The sequence below is a fragment of the Hymenobacter setariae genome, assembly GCF_007713685.1.
In the GTDB taxonomy this organism is placed as follows: Bacteria; Bacteroidota; Bacteroidia; order Cytophagales; family Hymenobacteraceae; genus Hymenobacter; species Hymenobacter setariae.
Map to the genome: position 1 here is coordinate 528,185 of NZ_VMRJ01000001.1, position 14,554 is coordinate 542,738.

Annotated in this window: 12 protein-coding genes; 7 read left to right on the plus strand and 5 right to left on the minus strand. The window is 62.0% G+C overall.

Annotated features, from left to right (window positions below):
• Positions 1-4 precede the first annotated feature (4 nt).
• Together FNT36_RS02245 and FNT36_RS02250 are read right to left on the minus strand one after the other, a co-directional pair.
• A complete protein-coding gene (locus FNT36_RS02245; RefSeq protein ID WP_233635612.1) occupies positions 5-3,205 on the minus strand; it encodes a SusC/RagA family TonB-linked outer membrane protein in 3,201 nt (1,066 codons plus the stop codon).
• A 214-nt stretch (positions 3,206-3,419) separates the two neighbouring features.
• Positions 3,420-4,070 (minus strand): zinc ribbon domain-containing protein, encoded by a 651-nt coding sequence (locus tag FNT36_RS02250; RefSeq protein ID WP_144843731.1) that lies wholly within the window; start codon positions 4,068-4,070, stop codon positions 3,420-3,422.
• A gap of 407 nt (positions 4,071-4,477) precedes the next feature.
• Between FNT36_RS02250 and FNT36_RS02255 the strand changes: the two genes are divergently transcribed.
• Positions 4,478-5,245 carry a DUF1349 domain-containing protein gene (locus FNT36_RS02255; RefSeq protein ID WP_144843734.1) on the plus strand — a complete coding sequence of 256 codons (768 nt, stop codon included), beginning with the start codon at positions 4,478-4,480 and terminating at the stop codon, positions 5,243-5,245.
• A gap of 23 nt (positions 5,246-5,268) precedes the next feature.
• Here FNT36_RS02255 and FNT36_RS02260 read toward each other — a convergent pair whose 3' ends face one another.
• Positions 5,269-6,549, minus strand: coding sequence for an MFS transporter (locus FNT36_RS02260; RefSeq protein ID WP_144843737.1), 1,281 nt, complete (start codon positions 6,547-6,549; stop codon positions 5,269-5,271).
• 193 nt (positions 6,550-6,742) lie between these two features.
• Here FNT36_RS02260 and FNT36_RS02265 point away from each other — a divergent pair, with 193 nt between their 5' ends.
• Complete coding sequence (locus FNT36_RS02265; protein ID WP_144843740.1) at positions 6,743-7,552, plus strand: polysaccharide deacetylase family protein; 810 nt, start codon at positions 6,743-6,745, stop codon at positions 7,550-7,552.
• Between the two features lie 18 nt (positions 7,553-7,570).
• Here the strand turns inward: FNT36_RS02265 and FNT36_RS02270 are convergent, their stop codons facing one another.
• Positions 7,571-8,254 carry an HAD family hydrolase gene (locus FNT36_RS02270; RefSeq protein WP_144843743.1) on the minus strand — a complete coding sequence of 228 codons (684 nt, stop codon included), beginning with the start codon at positions 8,252-8,254 and terminating at the stop codon, positions 7,571-7,573.
• A gap of 116 nt (positions 8,255-8,370) precedes the next feature.
• Here FNT36_RS02270 and FNT36_RS02275 point away from each other — a divergent pair, with 116 nt between their 5' ends.
• The 3 genes from FNT36_RS02275 to FNT36_RS02285 all read left to right on the plus strand — a co-directional run bounded on the left by FNT36_RS02275 (position 8,371) and on the right by FNT36_RS02285 (position 11,387).
• Complete coding sequence (locus FNT36_RS02275) at positions 8,371-8,997, plus strand: chloramphenicol acetyltransferase (protein WP_144843746.1); 627 nt, start codon at positions 8,371-8,373, stop codon at positions 8,995-8,997.
• A 149-nt stretch (positions 8,998-9,146) separates the two neighbouring features.
• Positions 9,147-10,259, plus strand: coding sequence for an OmpA family protein (locus FNT36_RS02280; RefSeq protein ID WP_144843749.1), 1,113 nt, complete (start codon positions 9,147-9,149; stop codon positions 10,257-10,259).
• Positions 10,260-10,292: 33 nt separating this feature from the next.
• The gene (locus tag FNT36_RS02285; protein WP_144843753.1) at positions 10,293-11,387 is read left to right on the plus strand and encodes a hypothetical protein; all 1,095 of its coding nucleotides are present in this window, start codon (positions 10,293-10,295) and stop codon (positions 11,385-11,387) included.
• 218 nt (positions 11,388-11,605) lie between these two features.
• On the opposite strand, the gene FNT36_RS02290 is transcribed toward FNT36_RS02285, so the two are convergent.
• Positions 11,606-12,427: a hydroxymethylglutaryl-CoA lyase gene (locus FNT36_RS02290; RefSeq protein WP_144845623.1), complete on the minus strand. Its 822-nt coding sequence runs from the start codon at positions 12,425-12,427 to the stop codon at positions 11,606-11,608.
• 149 nt (positions 12,428-12,576) lie between these two features.
• Between FNT36_RS02290 and FNT36_RS02295 the strand changes: the two genes are divergently transcribed.
• Together FNT36_RS02295 and FNT36_RS02300 are read left to right on the plus strand one after the other, a co-directional pair.
• Positions 12,577-13,941: a M23 family metallopeptidase gene (locus FNT36_RS02295; RefSeq protein WP_144843756.1), complete on the plus strand. Its 1,365-nt coding sequence runs from the start codon at positions 12,577-12,579 to the stop codon at positions 13,939-13,941.
• A 118-nt stretch (positions 13,942-14,059) separates the two neighbouring features.
• Positions 14,060-14,470, plus strand: a complete 411-nt coding sequence (locus FNT36_RS02300; protein WP_144843758.1) for a VOC family protein — start codon at positions 14,060-14,062, stop codon at positions 14,468-14,470.
• Positions 14,471-14,554: the final 84 nt, after the last annotated feature.

Genomic DNA, 14,554 nt, shown 5'->3' on the forward strand with positions numbered 1-14,554 from the left:
GGAATTAGAAGCCGAGGCGTAGGCCCACGATGAGGCTTTTGGTACCTAGGTTGCGGGCCTGGGCCAGTTCGCCCGAGGTAGAGCCAATGTCGCTGGCTTCGGGGTCGAGGCCCCGGAACTTGGTGAACAGGAAGGGGTTGACTGCGTTGACGTAAATGGCTAGGTTGTTTGCCCGAATCTTGGTGCTGATGGCCGGCGGCACGGTGTAGGTGAGCGAGATGTTGCGCACCCGCACAAAACTGCCGCTCACGAAGGGGTAGCCCGAGTTGTTTTTGGCCGCATCCTGCCCGATGGCCGGGCGCGGGTTCTCGTTGCTGGGGTTGGTGGGCGTCCAGTAGTCCACGGCCAGGCCGGGGTAGCGCCCGCCTAGGCCCGGCGAGTAGCCAGTAGCCACCAGCTGCCCTACCCTAGCATACACCAGGAAGCTCAGCTCAAAGGCTTTATACGTCAGCGTGTTGTTGAGGCTGCCGCTCCACTTGGGGCGGTTCGAGCCAAGTATCACAAAGTCGTTGGCGTTGATGATGCTGTTGCCATCCTGGTCCACTACCTTAATTTCGCCAGGCTTGGCACCGTACACCTTGGCTTGGTCGGCCTCCGAGGTTTGCCAGATGCCGTTGTTCTGGTAGTTGTAGTACACGCCCAGCGGCTGGCCGATAAACCAGCGGTTGCCCACGTCGCTCACCGCGCCCGAGGCCAGGCTCACAAACTCCTCTTTGTTGCGGGTAAATACGTAGTCGGTGCTCCAGCGGAAGTTTTTCGTTTCCACGTTCACCGTCGTCAGGCCCACCTCAACGCCGCTGTTGCGGGTGGCACCTACGTTTTGCAAAATGCTCACCACGCCGCTCACCGCGGGCAGGGCGCGCGGCAGCAGCAGGTCGGTGGTGTTGGCGCGGTACACTTCAACTGAGCCAGTGATGCGGTTTTTGAAGAAGCCAAAATCCACCCCTAGGTTCAGGGTCGAGGTGCGCTCCCAACGCAGGTTGGGGTTGGGCAGGCCTCCTAGGGTATTGGGCAGCGTGCCGGGCGTGGGCGAGTAGCCGTAGGCGGGCGTTTCGTTGAAGGCGTAGGCCGACTGCTGCAAGGTGCCGCCCGTGGTGTAGGGGTCTACCGAGGCCTGGCCCACGGTGCCGTAGCCGCCGCGCAGCTTCAGCTCGCTCACCACGGCCACGTTGCGCAAGAAGTTCTCCTGCTGCACTTTCCAGGCCACGGCCACCGATGGGAAGAAGCTCCATTTATTGCCCGGCGCCAGCACCGACGCGCCATCCGCGCGCCCGGTCAGCGTCAGCAAGTAGCGGTCGAGGTAGCCATAGTTGATGCGGCCCATCCACGAGGCCAGCGACCGCGCCGTGTAGTAGCTGCTGAAGCCGTTGGCCGCCGCCTTGTAGGTCGAGCTCAGGTTGTACCACTTCTGGCTGTCGTAGGGCAGGTCCAGCGCGTTCACCGACGAGCCTTCGCCGCGGTCGGACTGCACGCTTTGCAGCGCCGTGAGGCTCAGCGAGTGCTTGTCGCCAAACTGCCGGTCGTAGAACAGCAGGTTTTCCACTACATAAGTAAAATTCTGCCCCTGGTCGTATTGCCCATACGATATCGAGTTGGGCCCGCCCGCATCGCGGGCAATGGCCCGCGCCGACTGGAAAATGCCCGTGCGGTTGTTGCGAAAGTCAGGCCCCACGTTCAGGCGGTAGCGCAGGCCCTTCACGAAGGGCAGCTGCACATCGGCGTAAAAGCTGCCGAAGAAACGCGTTACGCGCCGCTCGTTGAAGGCATTGCTTTGCTCGCGCAGCGGATTGAAAATCAGCGGGTCACCGCCAGGGTTGGTGATAAATGCACCATCAGGCGTGTAGGGCACGGCGTAGGGCAGCTGCCCCACGGCCCGGCCGTAGATGTCGGGGCCGTAGTTCTGCACCGATAGGCTGGCATTGGTCGAGGCCCCTAGGGTCACGATGGGGTTCACCTTGAAGTCGAGGGTAGCGCGGGCGTTGTAGCGCGCAAAATCCTGGCCTAGCTGAATGCCGTTCTGCTTGAGATACCCCACTGACATGGAAGCCCGCAGCTTGTCGGTGCCGCCGCTGGCGCTGAGCTGGTGGTTTTGGGTGAGGGCCGTGCGCAGGGCCAGGTTCTGCCAGTCGGTGGTGCGCACCTTGCTGGCGTCATAAATCGGAATCTGCGTCACGCTGGCTCCGTAGAGCGCCTTTTCGGCGTCGGTGGTGGGGCGGGCAGCCACCACGCGGTTGGCGCGGTCTACCCACTCGTAGCCGTCGGCGATGCCCTCCCAGGCGTTCAAATCCTTGGCGCCGAACAACGCAAAGTCGCGGGCCGGGTCGGCGTAAAGCGGCGCATAGGTGCCGTTGGCGCGATTGGCCTCGCGCTGCACTTCTAGGAAGCCGCCACCGTCAAACAAATCTAGCGTGCGCGAGGCGCGGTCGGCGCTGAAGTAAGTGTTGTAGTTAATCGAAAACTTGCCTTCCTGCCCGCGTTTGGTGGTCACAATCACAACCCCGTTGGCCCCGCGCGAGCCGTAGATGGCCGTGGCCGAAGCGTCTTTCAGGATTTCGACCGATTGGATATCCTGCGGGTTAAAATCGTTTAGGCCAGTACCTTGCGCCAACGGAATGCCATCGACCACGTACAGCGGCTCGTTGGAAGCCCGCACCGAGCGGTTGCCCCGAATGCGAATGGCCGGCACCTCGCCGGGCCGGAAATTGCCCCCGGCTACGTCTACCCCCGCCGCCCGGCCTTGCAGCGCCTGCGTGATGTTCTGGGTTTGCACCTGCTGGATTTCCTTGGCCGACACCGACGAGAGGGCGCCGGTCACGTCGCTCTTTTTCTGCGAGCCGTAGCCGACCACCACTACTTCGTCAAGGCCTTTGGCCTCGCCCTGTAGGCCTAGGTTAATGACCGACTGCCCGGCAATCTGCACTTCCTGGGTGGCGTAGCCCACGTAGGAGAAGATGAGCACCCCGCCCCCACCGGCCGGCACTTGCAGGCTGTAGCTGCCATCGGGGCCGGTACCGGTGCCGTTACTTGTGCCTTTTAGTAAGACGGTTACGCCGGGCAAGGCTTCTTTGCCATCGGCCGACGTGACCTTGCCCGTAATGGTTACGCGTTGGGCTTGGGCCTGGGTTTGCGCCTGAGCAAAGGCGGCGGGCACACTTAGGCCGGGCAGTAGCCAGAGCAAGCGGCTAATTTGGTAGAAGTTACGCATACTACGAGCGGGGTGGGCAGATGAAAAGGTTAGTAAGTGCTTACTCGGCTGAGTGCCGAAAAGTACTGTCATCATTTTGACGTACTTGCCTGTACTTACCTGTTCTTCATCTTTCCCTCCTGCCTAGTCGGCAATGGGCCTTCTGGCACTTCCACGGGTAGTTGCCTTAGCTGCCCTAGGCCACTCGATTACCGACCTAGGGCAGCTGGCGGCGTTATTGCTTCTGGCCGCACTCGTTGCAAAACCGCTGGTCGGCTTTGATGCTGCTGCCACAGCCACTGCAAAACTTACCCGCGGCCGACGCCGACGCGGCGGCCGTGCCGCACGAGCTGCAGAATTTTTGGCCGGGGCTGAGCTTGGAATGGCAATTAGCGCACTGCGAAATGCCCCCGCGGTTCAAGAAATCAATGTTTTGGGTGTAGTCCTGCGCGCGGGTTTTGGTGTAAATCTGCTCGCTGGTGGCGCGGGCCTGCTGGGCCGATAGCTCCTCCTGCTCGTCGGGGGCGCAGCTTTCACAGAGGCCAGCCTGATGGTTCCAACACACTTCGGGGCACACCCACTGGCCGCAGCGGGTGCATTGCTTGAAGTGCTGCTTACCCTCCTGCACTGCCACGGCCAGGGCCTCATCGTGGGCTTTGCCGCCCACGGCCCGCTGCATCTGGTAAGCGGCGTTGCCGGCTTCGTTGAAGAAGCCGCCGAAAATGCTGCCCGCTGCATTCAACAAGCTGCCCGCCATGCCGATGGTGCTGGTTTGGTAGCGCGACATGTAGCCATTGCGGCACTTATCGCAGTGAAACTTAAACTGGTAGCCTTTGTCCGTAGACAGGTCATCGTAGTTGGCAACGAATTGCAGCAGGTTGCTCATGGCGTAAAGGAAGGAATAGCGTGCGGTTGAGTAAGGTAATTTGGGGCAGAAAAATACTAGCTAATCCACCAACGCAAGCAGGCCTGAAATCAAACTTAACAAGCGGCGGAAGGCCAAAATTGGTCTCTTCGGACTAGCGCTCCTTCTATCGCTACTCAGCGCCAAGCATTACACCGCGCCGCTACTTACTAGTGCATCACTCAGCAGCATATATAGGAAAGCGCTGAACCTAGGCGAGTCGTCGTGACCGACTGCTGTGTAGCAGTGACAGCCTTTTTGCTCAATGGTAGCACCGGGCGCTAGCCGAACTGGCGCCAAGTTGAGCGACGGCTCTTACGCTCACCCCATTTATTTCGGCTTAGGTTTACTGCTTCATCGCAACCTCACCTAGCAAAGCCCCGAAGCCTATGCAACTTACTTATTCTACAGTTCTGGCTCTAGCCGGCCTCCTACTGCTGGGCAGTTGCGCTGAACATAAAGCCCCCGACACGGCAACTGCTACCGCACCCACGGCCAGCCTTAGTGCGGCGGCCGATACCGCCCGCGTAAGCGGCCGGCCCTGCGACATCAAGCTGGCTGGCATTCACTTTACTAAGGCTGTAAATGGGGCCGATACCTTGACTAAGACCGATGCCCAAGGCCGGATGGCGTTTCGGGTGGGTGCAAAAAAGGACTTTTTCTGCGACCCCAACGATAACAAGCTTTCTAACAACACCGCCCCTATCCTGCTGGCAAAAGTCGATAATACTAAGCCCTTTACGCTGGTGGCTAAAGTAACGCCCGGCTTCACGGCCAAGGGTCTTTACAACGCGGGCGTGCTCTACGTGTACGTAAACGACCGGCGCTGGCAAAAGCACTGCTTCGAGCAAGACGAGCGTGGCAATCACCGCATCGTGTCGGTGCGCACCCTAGGTACCTCCGACGACAACAACCACGACATTGTAAAAACCCCGACGGCGTACCTGAAAATCTCATCGGATACGCATACCGTGGCTAGCTACTACTCGCTTGATAAGAAAACCTGGCAACTGGTGCGCCTCTACAAAAATGACTATCCCGCCGAGCTGTGGGCCGGCGTTAGCTCGCAGTGCCCCATCGACACAGGCACCACTAACTACTTCGAAGACATTAGCCTGACGCAAAACAGCGTAACCGACTTCCGACTGGGCAACTAGCGGCTGGCCCGTGCTGGCGGCACCTAGACGCACACCAGCACGGGTTTCTGGCCAGTACCCGCAGGAGCTGCCGCCGCCGCCGACCCCGTTTCGCGCAGCAGCAAACTCGCCAAAATGGCTAGGCTGGTGCACGCTATCCAAAACAGGCCGCCCTCCTGGAAGTGCGCGCTGGGGTCAGCCGTATGGCCCAGGCTCTGGCCGTAGAAGCGGGCAAAGAGCGGCCCCAGCAGCGCCGATACGCCGAAGGTCAGGAAGTTCATGGCCCCGGTGGCGCTGCCTTTCACGTGGTCGGGGTTGGCTTCTTTGATGATGGAATACGGAATCATGGCCGCGCCTGAGGCGACGCCAAACAGCAGCAAACTGAGGTAGAGCGGCAGCAGCGTGGGCAGAAAAAGTTGCTGCAAGCCTATCAGGACCATACCACTGGCTCCTAGCAGCAGCGCCGGCTTGCGGCGGCCTAGGCGGTCGGCGAGCCACCCTAGGGCAGGGCAGCCCACTACCCAGCCCAGCGGCACCATCGAGCAGGCCCAGGTGGCGGCGGCGTAGCTCATTTGCTGGTCTTGCTGCAAGGCGGCCACGCCCCAGTTCATGGCAAAAATGGTGGTGGGCGCAAACAGCAGGCCCGCTACCAACCCGCACAAATACGACTGCGGATTGCTAAACACGATTTTGTAGGGTGCCAGCAGGCCGCCTTGCGCCGCGGGCTGCTGGGCCTGGGTGCGGGCATCGTTGGGGGTAATGAAGTACAGCGCCATGCCAGTGGCTAGGTTGGCCAGGCCCATCAGCACCCAAAACAGGCGCACATCGAACCCGTGGTGAATGAGTGGGCCCACCGCCGACTGGCCCAGCGCGCCGCCCAGCATACCTAGGCACTGCGTGGCGCCGATGGCCGTGGCCAACGACCGCGCCTGAAACCCGCGCGAAGCCAGATACACCGAGCCCGTGAAGGCAAACGCCGAGCCCGCGCCTTGTAGCAGCCGGCCGCTGTTGCCGGCCGTCGCGCCGGGCAGCGCAAATAGCAGGCAGCCCAGCGCCACAATAGCAATGCCGGCCGGCAGCGCGTACTTGGCGCCGGTGCGGTCGAGCGCAACGCCGGCTACTAGCCCCGCTACCGAATAAGTGTAGTAGTACGTGCCTAGAATGGCCCCCACCCCCACCGTATCGACCCCAAACGTGCGCGCCAGCTCGGGTATCATCACCGCCGGCCCCGACCGCACCGCATACTCCAGAAAGTAAAAAAGGAGCGAAAACACCCACGCGATTACGTAGGGCCGGGTGCGGGCAGCGCTAGTGCTATTTTCCATTTTGAGCAGGCTTATAAGTTACCAGAACTGCCGACGCACGCTAAAGGTTGGCCTGACCAATGCGGCACTCTATGTTGGCCGGGCTTATACGTAGCCGCATTTAGGGGCCCTAGGGCGCCTAAACTGGCGCGGTGGGCCGAGCGCCCCGCTCGCGCTAGCCGGCTTACTCGCAGTTCTCTGCCTAAGTTCGCCTATGCGTCTTACTACCCACCTAGCCCTCGCCACTACCCTCCTACTCGGCCACCGCACTGCCACCGCCCAAACCAGCCCTGCGGCGGTGTGGAACAACAAGCAATGCGCCGTGGTGCTCACCTACGACGATGCCGTAGATGTAGACCTAGACAATGCCGTGCCAGCCCTAGACTCCCTCCACCTGCGGGGCACCTTTTACCTCATCGGCTCGGCACCGGCCCTGAGCAAGCGCCTGCCCGAGTGGCGCAAGGCCGCCCAGCGCGGGCACGAGCTCGGCAACCACGCCCTGATACACCCCTGCGACGGTAGCCTGCCCGGCCGCAGCTTCGTGACGCCCGACAACGACCTCAGCAAGTACACGGTGAGCCGGGCCGTGAGTGAAATCCGCGCCATGAATACGCTGCTCAACGCCATCGACGGCAAAACGGCGCGCACCTTCGCCTACCCCTGCGGCGACCGCCAGATTGGCGGCGTCCGTTTCTACGACCAGCTCAAAACTGACTTCGTGGCCGCCCGCGGCGTCACGAGCGGCTTGCAAACGGCCGCGCAGGTGCAGCTCGACAATGTGGACAGCTACATGATTAATGGCCAAAACGGCAAATACTTGATTGACCTCGTGAAGCAGGCGCAGCAATCGCACACGCTGCTGGTGTTTCTGTTTCACGGCGTAGGCGGCGGCCATTCGCTCAACGTGGACCTAGGCGCGCACCGCCAGCTGCTACGCTACCTCAAGGCGCACGAAAAAGACATCTACATCGCGCCGATGGTGGAGGTAGCGCAAAAAATCAGGGCGGCCCAGCAGGGGAAGTAGCCGGGCTTTTGGCACCACCTAGGGCAGCAAATCGAGCACTTCGGCCAAGTGGCTTATTTTCTGAAAATCAATCCCAACCAGCTCGCTGTCAGCTACCATCTCGTGTACCCAAGTAGCGTGGTAGGGCACGTGGATGGCCCGGTAGCCCAGGCGCGCCACGGGCAGCACATCAGACTTGAGCGAGTTGCCAATCATCACGAAGTTTTCGGGCGTGGCGTGGTGGCGCCGGAAGAGCCGCTGGTAGGTGGGCTCGTCTTTTTCACTCACCACTTCCACGTGGTCAAACAAGTCGCCGAGGCCCGAGCGGGCCAGCTTGCTTTCCTGGTCGAAAAGGTCGCCCTTGGTGAGCAGCATCAGGTGGTGGCCACGCAGGCGCAGGGCGGGCAGCACCTCGGCCACGCCCGGCAGCAGCTCAATGCGAAAGCGCAGCAAATCCTTACCTAGGTCGAGCAGTTGCTGAATATCGGCGCTCGTCACGGCCCCATTGGTGAGTTGGATGGCGGTTTCTATTAGCGAGAGCGTCAGGGCTTTGGCACCGTAGCCATACAGCGCCATGTTGCGCCGCTGCACAGCGTAGAGCTGCGGGTGCAGCGTGGCGGGGTCGCCGCAGTGAGCCAAGATGTTGAAGAACGCGGCCTCTACCTCATCAAAGTGCGGCTGATTGGGCCACAGGGTATCGTCGGCGTCGAAGGCAATGAGCATTACAGGTATAGGTTAGCAACTAGCAGGTAGCAGGCCCCAGCGCGGCGCGACTGCACAACAAAGAACGAAACAGAACCCGCGAAAACCGGTCACCGGCGCTGCCGACCTTTGCCGCTATGAAACACCTGCTGAACCTAGCCGACTGGAACCGGCGCGAACATTTCGAGTTTTTCTCCTGCTTCGAGGAGCCCTTCTTTGGGTTGGTGGCAAACGTCGATTGCACCTCTGCCCTGGCCGAAGCCAAGCGCCTAGGGGTACCATTTTTTCTGTACTACCTCTACCAAGCGTTGCAGGCCGTCAACCAGGTAGAAGCGCTGCGCTACCGCATCGAAGACGGGCAAGTGTACACCTACGACCGCATTCACGCCTCGGCCACCATCGGGCGGCCCGACCATACGTTTGGCTTTTCCTTTATCGAGCTGCACGACGACCTAGGGGCTTTTGTGCAAGCCGCCAAAGCCGAAATAGCGGCCATGCAGGCCAGCCCAGGCTTGTGCCTGAGCTCCAATACCGCCCGGCTCGATGTCATTCACTTTTCGGCTATTCCGTGGGTGCGCTTCAGCGGCCTCACCCACGCCCGCAGCTTTTCGCACCCCGACAGCATGCCCAAGATTTCGGTGGGCCAAACCTATCAGGAAGGCGCCGCTACGCTCATGCCCGTGTCGGTAAACGTGCACCACGGCCTGGCCGATGGCTACCACGTAGGGCTGTTTCTGGATGAGTTTCAGCGGCGGCTGGGCTAGGTATCTCCGGTGGGTCTTACCACCCGAGCACCAGTGCTTGGGTGGTAAGACCCACGCTGGCAGCAAGCACTTACCTAGGGCAGCCTTGCGGGCGTGGCCGGTGCTACTGCTGCTTGGCGCACTATGCGCCCTAGTAGTATTTTAGGCACATGAAAAGTGGTTTTTTGTATACCGCTAGCTTACTTCTGCTGGCGGAGGCGGCACATGCCCAAGCGCCTTCGCTGGCCGGCGCCTGGCAGGGGGTAGAAACCTTGGCCGATGACCCACGCTATTGGCCAGTAGTGCTGCGCCTACAAGGCACTGACAACAACCTATTTGGCGTACTGTACCAAGAAGTAGGCGGGCAGGATTACATCACCGTCAACTTCCAGATGAAAGGCACCCGCACGGCTAATAGCTTGCAGCTCACCCACGTGCGCAAGCTAAGCGAAACCGGGCAGACGCCTAACAGTTACTGGTGCGCGGGGGCCATCACCTTCACCTACGACGCCGCCCAGGAAAAGCTGACTGGCCACGCCACCTACCGCCCCGTGCACGACTGCGACACTGGCGATTTTACTTTTTACCGCGTCAAGCTCAAGTCGGCTGCTACCGTCACGGCGGGCGCGCTCAGCACGCTGCGCGTGTCGGGCCGCGATGTGCGCTGGTTTGCCGACGCCGAGCTAAAGCAGCCCGTGAACACGGGCAATACTTACCGCACCAAGCTCACCAAAGCCACCACTTTTTACCTTACCCAGGGCTACTATCCCAGCGCCGAAAGTCCCGTAGTGCCCATCACCATTCAGGTAGTGGGTGCCACCAAAACGCGCCGGTCTGCGCCGCCCGCAGCCCCGGCGCCCCCGCCTCCGCCCCCACCAGCATCGGTCGACTCACTGCCCGCCGCTGCCCCCTCGGCGCCGCCGGTAGCGGCGGTCCCGCCGGCGCCCGCCGCGCCCGCTCCCGTGGTGCTGCCTAAGGTGCTCTTTAAGCTGGGCAAAGCTGAACTACTGCCCGAGTCGAGCCCGGCCCTGGATAAGCTGGCGGCCGATTTGCGGGCCAATCCGGCGCTGCGCCTGCGCGTGGCGGGCCACACCGACCGCATCGGCGAGCCGGGCAAAAACCAAGTGCTCTCGGAGCAGCGTGCCACGGCCGTAAAGGCCTACCTAGTAAAAGCCGGCGTGGCCGCCGCTCGCCTCGAAACCATCGGCTACGGCGACAGCCGCCCGCTCTACCCCTCGCCCGATGTGCGCAACCGCCGCGTGGAGGTCGAGCAGCTACCCTAGGGCCGGGCGGCGCGTATTTTTGTAGCCTTCCTCATGGCCGACGACTTTCGCGCTTCCCTCCTAGCCCAACTCATCGCCCGCATTGCGGCGCTGCAAGCTACTGGCGACCAGTATTACCCAGCAGGCTTATTCCCGAGCTTGCGCTGGAAGAAGGCGCTGGGCTACCGGCGCCTCGACACGAACGGCTTTTTCACGTCGCTCATCGTGTTTACGCTGCGCGAAATGCGGGCGCATCTGCCCGCGGCGAGCCAAGTGGTGGTAGATGACATTGCGACTAAAGCGCTGGCTATCTATCCGCTGTACCAAAGCAAGAGCGGGCAGGCCACTTATAACTTCTACCCGCCCCGGCCCAAGCAGCACTTTCCGCATGGCTACTTGCTGCACCGCACCCGGCACTTTGCGGCCCCCGACGACCTCGACTCGACCTCGCTAGCGTATTTGAGCAACCCGCGCTCCGACGCCGAAAACCGCTGGCTCAAAGCCAAACTACAAGCCCACGCCAACACCGTGAAGGGCTGGGCCGCCACCGGCCCTAGGGCGTTTCGGCGCAAGAAAGTTTACTCGGCCTGGTTTGGCGAGCGCATGCCCATTGACATGGATGCCAGCACCTTGTCTAATGGCATGCTGTGGGCCGTGCGCACAGGGTTGCCGCTCAATGAGTTTGATGAGGACAGCTTGGCTTTCATCAACTGGACCATCGCTTCGGGCGAATATCGCCGCCGCCCGCTCGATGTATCGGCCTACTATGCCACGGCGCCACTCATCGCCTACCACGTGGGGCGCCTGCTCGCCGAGGCCGAGCTACCGCAGCTAGCCGAGGCCCGCGCCACCCTGCGCCGCGACTTGCCGCAGCTGTTGGCTACCGCACCGGCCTTCATGGATAAAATACTGCTGGCCAGCACCCTTTTGCGCCTAGGTGAGCAACCTACCCCTCTGCTCGACCCCGCCTGGTCGCTGGCCGAGCTAGAACAACGCAGCCGCGGCCTCTACTTCTGCATTGCGCCGCTGCTCAACTACTACCCCCAAACGCGCTGGCTAGCACGCTGGCGCCTCAGCCAGATTGACTGGGAATGCCCCGCCCACTCGCTAGCGCTGGTGGCCGAGTACGTGGCCCTAGGTGGCAGGTAAGTAGCTATTGGCCTTTGGCTATTGACTGTTAGTTACCAGACTTGTTCTTAAAATTATTTTTTATAACCTCGAGTCATGCAGAGCGCAGCGAAGCATCTCGCGTGGCGCAGTAAAACCATACACCTAGGTTTACTGCGCCACGCGAGATGCTTCGCTGCGCTCTGCATGACTCGGGCTCTCTTTCTGCTTATCTTAGGAACGGGTCTACTAGCTCACGGCTAACAGGTAACAAACACTTGCTGGCTAAGCGCCTGTGCTTGTTGAAACGCTGCCTTATCAATGCTTAGCGGCTCTCCCTGCGTTTCCAAAAACGCTAGCAGGTTTTCGGTAGCCAAGTTGCCGGTGAGCGTGTCGGCCGCCATGGGGCAGCCACCAATGCCACCTAGGGCGCTGTCGAAGCGGCGGCAGCCGGCCTCGTAGGCGGCCTGCACATTAGCTTGCCAGGTAGTCGGCGTGGTATGCAGGTGCGCCCCAAACTCGATTTGTGGAAAAGCCGGAATCAACTCCTTGAATAGGGGCGCAATAAGTGCGGGCGTGGCCGCCCCGATGGTATCGGACAGGGCCACGATGCGGATGCCCAGCGCCGCTAGCTCGGCTGTGAAGTCGGCCACCAGGGCAGGGCTCCAGGGGTCGCCGTAGGGGTTGCCGAAGCCCATGGAGAGGTACACGACCAGCGTTTTGCCGCGGCTCTCGCAAAGGGCGTGCATGGCGGCCACGTCGGCGCGGGCCTGGGGTAGGGTTTGGTTGGTATTGCGGCGCTGGAAGGTTTCGCTTACTGACAGCGGAAAGCCTAGGTAGCTGATTTCGGGGTAGCTGGCGGCCTGCTCGGCCCCGCGCTGGTTGGCCACAATGGCTAGCAGCTTAGTGCGCGTGCGGCTGAGGTCGAGGCCAGCCAACACCTCGGCCGTATCGCGCAGCTGCGGAATAGCCTTGGGCGACACGAACGAGCCAAAATCGAGCACGTCGAAGCCCACTGCCAACAGCTGTTGGAGGTAGGCCGTTTTGGTGGCCGTCGGAATAAAATCGGCGAGGCCCTGCATGGCATCGCGGGGGCACTCGGTGAGCACTAAAGGAGACGGAGACACGGGTGGGAAGCTAGGTGAGTATAGGGCCGCAAAAGTAGGCAAGGCGCCCGCCGTGGCGGCCAGCTTTTCCCGAACTTGCCCGCGGCGGCGCGTGTTGGGTCGCTATGCCCTTTTCGTTACCTACCGCCTTCGGCACGCGCCGGGTTGGCGGCTTGCTGCTAGCGTTGCTAGTAGTCCTCAGCAGCTGCAGCACGTCGCAAACGCTGACCACGCTGTTTCAAAAAACCACTCCGCACGAAGACTACGCCCGGGCCCTCGACCGGGCTGGACTACGCGACGCCGCCCTAGGGCAGCGCTGGCGAGCCGCCGCCGACCAAGCCCTGCGCGACTCGCTGGTAGTGTCGCTGCCCGTGCTCGAAACCGGGTTCTTTCGGGCCGACCAGCCCACGGCTGCTAGCTACCGCTACCAGGTGGTGGCCGGCGAACAGGTGCACGTGCGCCTAAGCTTGCAGCCGGGCGTGGCCCCAGCCCGCGTGTTTGTCGATGCTTTTGCCCCCGCGCCCGGCCAGCAGCCCGAGCTCGTGAAGTGGACGGCCACCGACACCACGGCCGGCACCCTCGACCTGCGCTACCGCGTCGAGGCCAGTGGGCAGCACCTGCTGCGCGTGCAAGCCGAGCTGCTGGCAGCCGGGCGCTACACCCTGCGCCTGTGGCGCGAGCCTAGCCTAAGCAATTTTCCGGTGCGTGGGCGCGGCGACCAGGCCGTGGGCAGCTTCTGGGGCGCCGAGCGCGACGGCGGGGCCCGCCGCCACGAGGGCATCGACATCTTTGCGCCGCGCGGCACGCCCGCCGTGGCGGCCGCGGCCGGGGTTATCACGCGGGTCGGTGACACCAAAATAGGAGGCCGCGTGGTGTGGCTGCTCGATGCCGCCACCGGCCAGCACCTCTACTACGCCCACCTCGACCGCCAACTGGTGCAGGCGGGCCAGCACGTGCGCCCCGGCGATACCCTAGGGCTGGTGGGCAACACTGGCAATGCCCGCACTACGGTACCGCACCTGCACTTTGGCATCTACCAGAGCGGCCGCGGCGCCGTAGACCCCTGGCCCTACCTGCACCGCGCCGACCCCGTGCCGGCGGCCCTGCCCGTCTCGGCCGGCGAGTACCTAGGGCAGTGGGTGCGGCCCCGCAGCACCAAGCCCGACAAGCAACTCAAGCTAGCTGGCCTCCGCAATGAGCCATTAGCTAGCAGCACGCCCCTGCGTGTGCTGGGCCAGCAGCGCGAGCGCCTGCGGGTAGAGCTGCCCGATGGCCGCCGCGGCTACGTGGCTACCCGTGGCGTAGCCGCAGCGCAGCCCCTACGCCGCCTCACGCTGCCCGCCGAGGTCGAGATTCAGGCTCAGCCGGCACCCGTGGCGGCTGCGCTGGGCGCCTGGCCGGCGCGCACGCCCGTGGTAGTGCTGGGCCGCGCGAGTGGCTACGCGCTCCTACGCGGCCCAGCCGGGCAGGAGGGCTGGGCCCGCATCTAATTTCATGCCCTTAGGCTGTAGTAGTACGTAACAACTTGCTAGTGCCTGTGACAGTTGGTGACGCCGTAGTGCCTCACTAACTGCCGCAGGCGCTTTCTTTGCCGTAAACAGCTTTAGTATGGATTTAAAAATAAACCGCTTACAGCATATTGGCTTGCCAGTAAGCAACTTGCAAGCCTCCCAGGCTTTTTATGAAAAGCTCGGTTTCGAGTCCGCCATGCGCGCTACGTTTGACCACGAAGGCGGCCAGGGACAAGTGGCCATGCTAAAGCGGGGCGACATTATCATGGAGCTTTACCAAATGCCCGAGCCCGAGCTGAGCCGCGTAAAGCAGCGCTCGGATGGCCACATCGACCACATTGCCTTCGATGTAGATGACATTGAGGAAACCTATGCGCTGCTCAAAAGCGAGGGCTTCACCATTGTGGAAGCCCAGCCCATGTTCCTGAATTTTTGGGAGCGCGGCTGTCGGTTTTTCAATATGCTGGGCCCCGATGGTGAGCGGCTAGAGTTCTGCCAGATTTTGTGAGCATCCTCTTCGCTCGAGATAACTAGTTGCCTGTAACCGCTCAACCAATAGCCACAAACGAATTAAAAAAGCCGGGCCGCCTCA